The sequence below is a fragment of the Flavobacteriales bacterium genome (assembly GCA_013214975.1).
Taxonomy (GTDB): Bacteria; Bacteroidota; Bacteroidia; order DT-38; family DT-38; genus DT-38.
Map to the genome: position 1 here is coordinate 1 of JABSPR010000178.1, position 3,893 is coordinate 3,893.

5 protein-coding genes are annotated in these 3,893 nt (G+C 37.9%); 1 reads left to right on the top strand and 4 read right to left on the bottom strand.

All coding sequences use genetic code 11. From position 1 onward, the window contains the following. Positions 1-133: 133 nt before the first annotated feature. Complete coding sequence (locus tag HRT72_06175; GenBank protein ID NQY67294.1) at positions 134-457, bottom strand: recombinase family protein; 324 nt, start codon at positions 455-457, stop codon at positions 134-136. Between the two features lie 470 nt (positions 458-927). Next, entirely contained in the window at positions 928-1,191 is a 264-nt protein-coding gene (locus HRT72_06180) for a hypothetical protein (GenBank protein NQY67295.1), read from the bottom strand. 122 nt (positions 1,192-1,313) lie between these two features. Here HRT72_06180 and HRT72_06185 point away from each other — a divergent pair, with 122 nt between their 5' ends. Then, on the top strand, positions 1,314-2,558 hold the full coding sequence (locus HRT72_06185) for a hypothetical protein (GenBank protein NQY67296.1): 1,245 nt from the start codon (positions 1,314-1,316) through the stop codon (positions 2,556-2,558). Positions 2,559-2,589: 31 nt separating this feature from the next. Here HRT72_06185 and HRT72_06190 read toward each other — a convergent pair whose 3' ends face one another. Further along, positions 2,590-3,120: a DUF4240 domain-containing protein gene (locus tag HRT72_06190; protein NQY67297.1), complete on the bottom strand. Its 531-nt coding sequence runs from the start codon at positions 3,118-3,120 to the stop codon at positions 2,590-2,592. Between the two features lie 52 nt (positions 3,121-3,172). Further along, entirely contained in the window at positions 3,173-3,748 is a 576-nt protein-coding gene (locus HRT72_06195; GenBank protein NQY67298.1) for a hypothetical protein, read from the bottom strand. Between the last annotated feature and the right edge of the window lie 145 nt (positions 3,749-3,893).

Sequence of the window (3,893 nt, forward strand, 5' to 3'; positions counted from 1 at the left end):
AAGTTTTCATAACTTATGTGCAGTGTTGGAATTGCCGTTTCAACACTGCTTTTCTCCTTCTTTTCAAAGTTAATATTTCTCTTCAAATTTTATGAGGATAACTTTGAATGCAAGGCTGGAGCTAAGAATCGTATCAGGCAATATCTTGTATGGACCAGTCACTGATGAACTTGATCTCTTTGTCCTTCAGTATCTCTAGCATTTCAATAAGGTGACTCGTGCTACGTGCTAAGCGGTCTAGACGATAAACGATTAAGCCTTTTACCTTACCTGATTCGATATCTGCTTTTAGCTCATCCAGTGCGGGTCTGCTATGCTTTGCTCCTGAAATTCCTTGGTCTTGGTAAATCTTTCCTAAGGTCATTCCTTGAGCTTCACAATGCTTCGTGATTGCTAGTAGCTGATTGGCTGTTTGTTGGTCAGCTGTTGATACTCGTAAGTAGGCTGCTATTTCCATGTTGATCTCCTTCGTGGTTTATTGAAGGAAGCATGGTTTAGGGGGGTGGCAAATTAATCACCCACCCCGATTCTTGTATTCTCTTCTGTATAGATATATTTTAGACAATGGCTACATGCGTACAGTGCAAAGAAGACTTCCCTGAAGGTGACCTCATCTCATTCGATGGGGCTGAAGTCTGCGCTGAGTGTAAGACAGAATATCTTCAGATGATAAAGGAAGGTGTAGATACCATCACCAATGATAACTTGCCGAAGCGTTCTTTCTTTACTAGACCTACATGTCCTGACTGTGGAAATATTATCAGTAGAATAGAGTTCATGAAGGTATGTATTAGATACTGTTTTGGACGGCTTTTTGGACCCTGCGATTTTTCTAGGTATTATATGTATTGGTTTAGGAGGAGGTATTGGTTTCTATGATATGATGACCTTTGGAAAAGTAAAAAAGGCAGAAAAAGGTTTGCCAAGCTAAGAGAAAGTAAATGTTTTTCCAATGAAGTCTTCTGCATTACCTTCTATTATTTCTACTAGCATGCTTTCCCTATCTGATGGCTCATTGCAACCAGCTGTTCTGATACTCGCTGTACTGACAACTCTTACTAAGCAATCATCACAACTGCCTAATTGGCCTTTTTGTATGAATCCAGTTCCAATGCCTCCTAAATGGGTCTGTCTATTTCTACCCAACGGCGTGGCTATGTCTACTATTAGTTGAACCTTTTCCTTATCCATCCAAGAAACCTATCAGGGGCTGGAGGGATTTCAACGGGTGAAGTCAGGGATGAATGTTGATTGCAACTTGGCAATAGGCACGGTATAGTTAGCCACCTTATGAACAATTAACTGATGTACTTATGACTGAATTAACTTCACCTGGACTAATGGTCCGCACCGCTGATTTAATGCATAGCATATTAAAGAGGGCAAAAAAATACTGGTACATTACTGCCGTTATTTTCATGGTCCTTGCATCTCCAATTATATTTATGTCTCACCGTGCAATTAAACTGCATTCCGCTCTTACACAGCTAAAGAAAGACAACCAATATATGCAAGGCTGGGATAGTGTTTCAATAGTATGGTGGGTAGAGGATGACTTCTATGACAACCTTGAACTCTCTGAGATAAATTCGGTTAAGTGGCATAAGTCCCTTTTTCTCAATAGGATAGTCGGTTTTTCATCAGATGGTGAATTAAGGGATATCAGTGCACTTAAGGGCTTATCATTTAAATTTATTGAGCTGCAAAATGAGATGGATGACGAAAATACTGTAAGTGATATCAGTGCGCTTAAAGGGATGTCTCTTGAATGGCTTAATCTTTCTTGGACACAAGTAAGTGATATCAGTGCGCTCAAAGGGATGCAATTAGATGATTTGATACTCTGTGATACAATGGTGAATGATATTAGCCCGCTCAAGGGGATGCCATTAACAAGTTTAAATTTAGGCGGTACTCCAGTTGTCGATATAAGCAGCCTAAGAGGAATGCCACTTGAGTGGCTGATGTTGCCAAAGGGAGCAAGAGATATTGAATTCCTAAAATCCATTAAAACACTGGTAAAGGTTGATGGAAAGGATGTGAAAACGTTTTGGGAAGGATACGAGAAAGCAAAAATTAAATTGTCTATTCAACAACTTAAAAAGGATAACCCTCAAGTAGAGAACTGGGATAATATTCATTACAAATACTATTATGAAGAGAACCTTTATATAGTCAAATTGCCAATCCCTAAACTAAAAAATATTAATGCATTGAAGGGCTTCCCTATAGTCTTTTTATCGTTGAAAGACACACAGGTCAGCAATCTTACGGCATTGCAGGGGATGCCTTTAACTGTCCTTGATTTGTATTATACAAATGTAAGCGATATCTCAATACTTAAGTCGCTGCCTTTGACGAACCTTCATTTAGATGGGTGCTATATTCAAGATATCAGTGTACTCAAGGAGTTGCCTATAAAAGTACTGCATTTACCTATATCTGTAAACGATATTGAATTCCTAAGGTCAATTAAAACGTTGACTAAGATAAATGGGAAGGATGCAGAAGAATTTTGGGAAGAATACCAGAAGAGTAAAAAATCAAGAGAACAATGAGATGTGTTTTCTTGCTCTCATGCGCCAATAATTATATATCATATTGAGCTAAAATAGGAAATTTATTTGCCAAAAAACTGATGTCCTCCAAATGCTCAACTTCCCAACTTTTCTTGTTTGAAAGCTCCTTTGGGGAGGGTGGCATTTTTCTCCAGTCATCATCATTTCTTGTTATATCTAAAATAGTAAACGTACGCCACCCTGCTTTTTGAAAACCCTCAAACACTGGGTATTCACCTTGATCAAGTAAACCAGATAGCAATTCTGGATCAGATAAAGCTGCTTGGTAATACTTCTTGCCGCATGATATAATCCAAGCTCTGAAGTCCTGAAAGTTGTCATCACTGCTTGTCCCAAATAATAAGCTATGTGCCGCATATAAATCCCAACTGTAAAGGGCATGAAATTTTTGGTACATTATTCTTTGAAATTCTAGAATGCTGTCTTTGGAGAGTTTTTCTAGATTTTCGATTAAATGGTCTAATTGAGCATCTTTCTCCTCAACATTGTTTACACTTTGTAAACTTTCTTCTATTAAATCCCAGAATATTTCTTCGTCCATAATTATTTCCTGTCATAATAGTCAAGCCATTTATATAATGGCTTAATTCTTTCTATTCAAACCTTTTATAATAATCAGTTGCCTTATTTACACTTCTACCACGTTCTACCTTTTCAGCATTTTCACGTACGCTTATTATTCTATTTTCCTCAACTATACCAGCTGCAACACCACCAGCTTTTCCAATAGTTACAAAATCTCGTCCTGCAACTTCACCTGCCTCGAGATATTCACCTTGTACAACATGGGCTCCAATCATCCCTATAGTTAGAAACTTGAGCACACCTAATGATTTACTAATTGTCCCTCCTGCTAAACCCTTGGCTTTACCAAATACGCTGCTAAATATTCCTGGCTTTCCTGGGTATATTTTTGTTAAATTAACCTTTGGCACACCCCATCTTTTAGGCCTTGGTCCTATATGTCCCGACTTTTGTCCTTTAATAATAGAACCGGGCTTTGCTGTACTATAAAATCCTTTAGTACGATCTTTATATTCTCCTGCGTGCATCTTTGCACCAAACTTGCGACTTTTTCTAAAAAAGCTATCCCCTTTTGATTTGATTTTAGACTCCTGGCCTACTTTTACTTTCTCTCCAAACTTTTTAATTTTCTTTGGGTCTGACAACTCTGTTGTGCACCCTAGCCATTAATCGTATAAACGTCCTTATAAATAGGGTTACACTTAAACCCTTTTCGTTTTCTTAAATTAATGTCAATATGTTTATTTTCAAGCATAAAGTTTTTAGCTGCCTGCCTGAATGCAATATTTG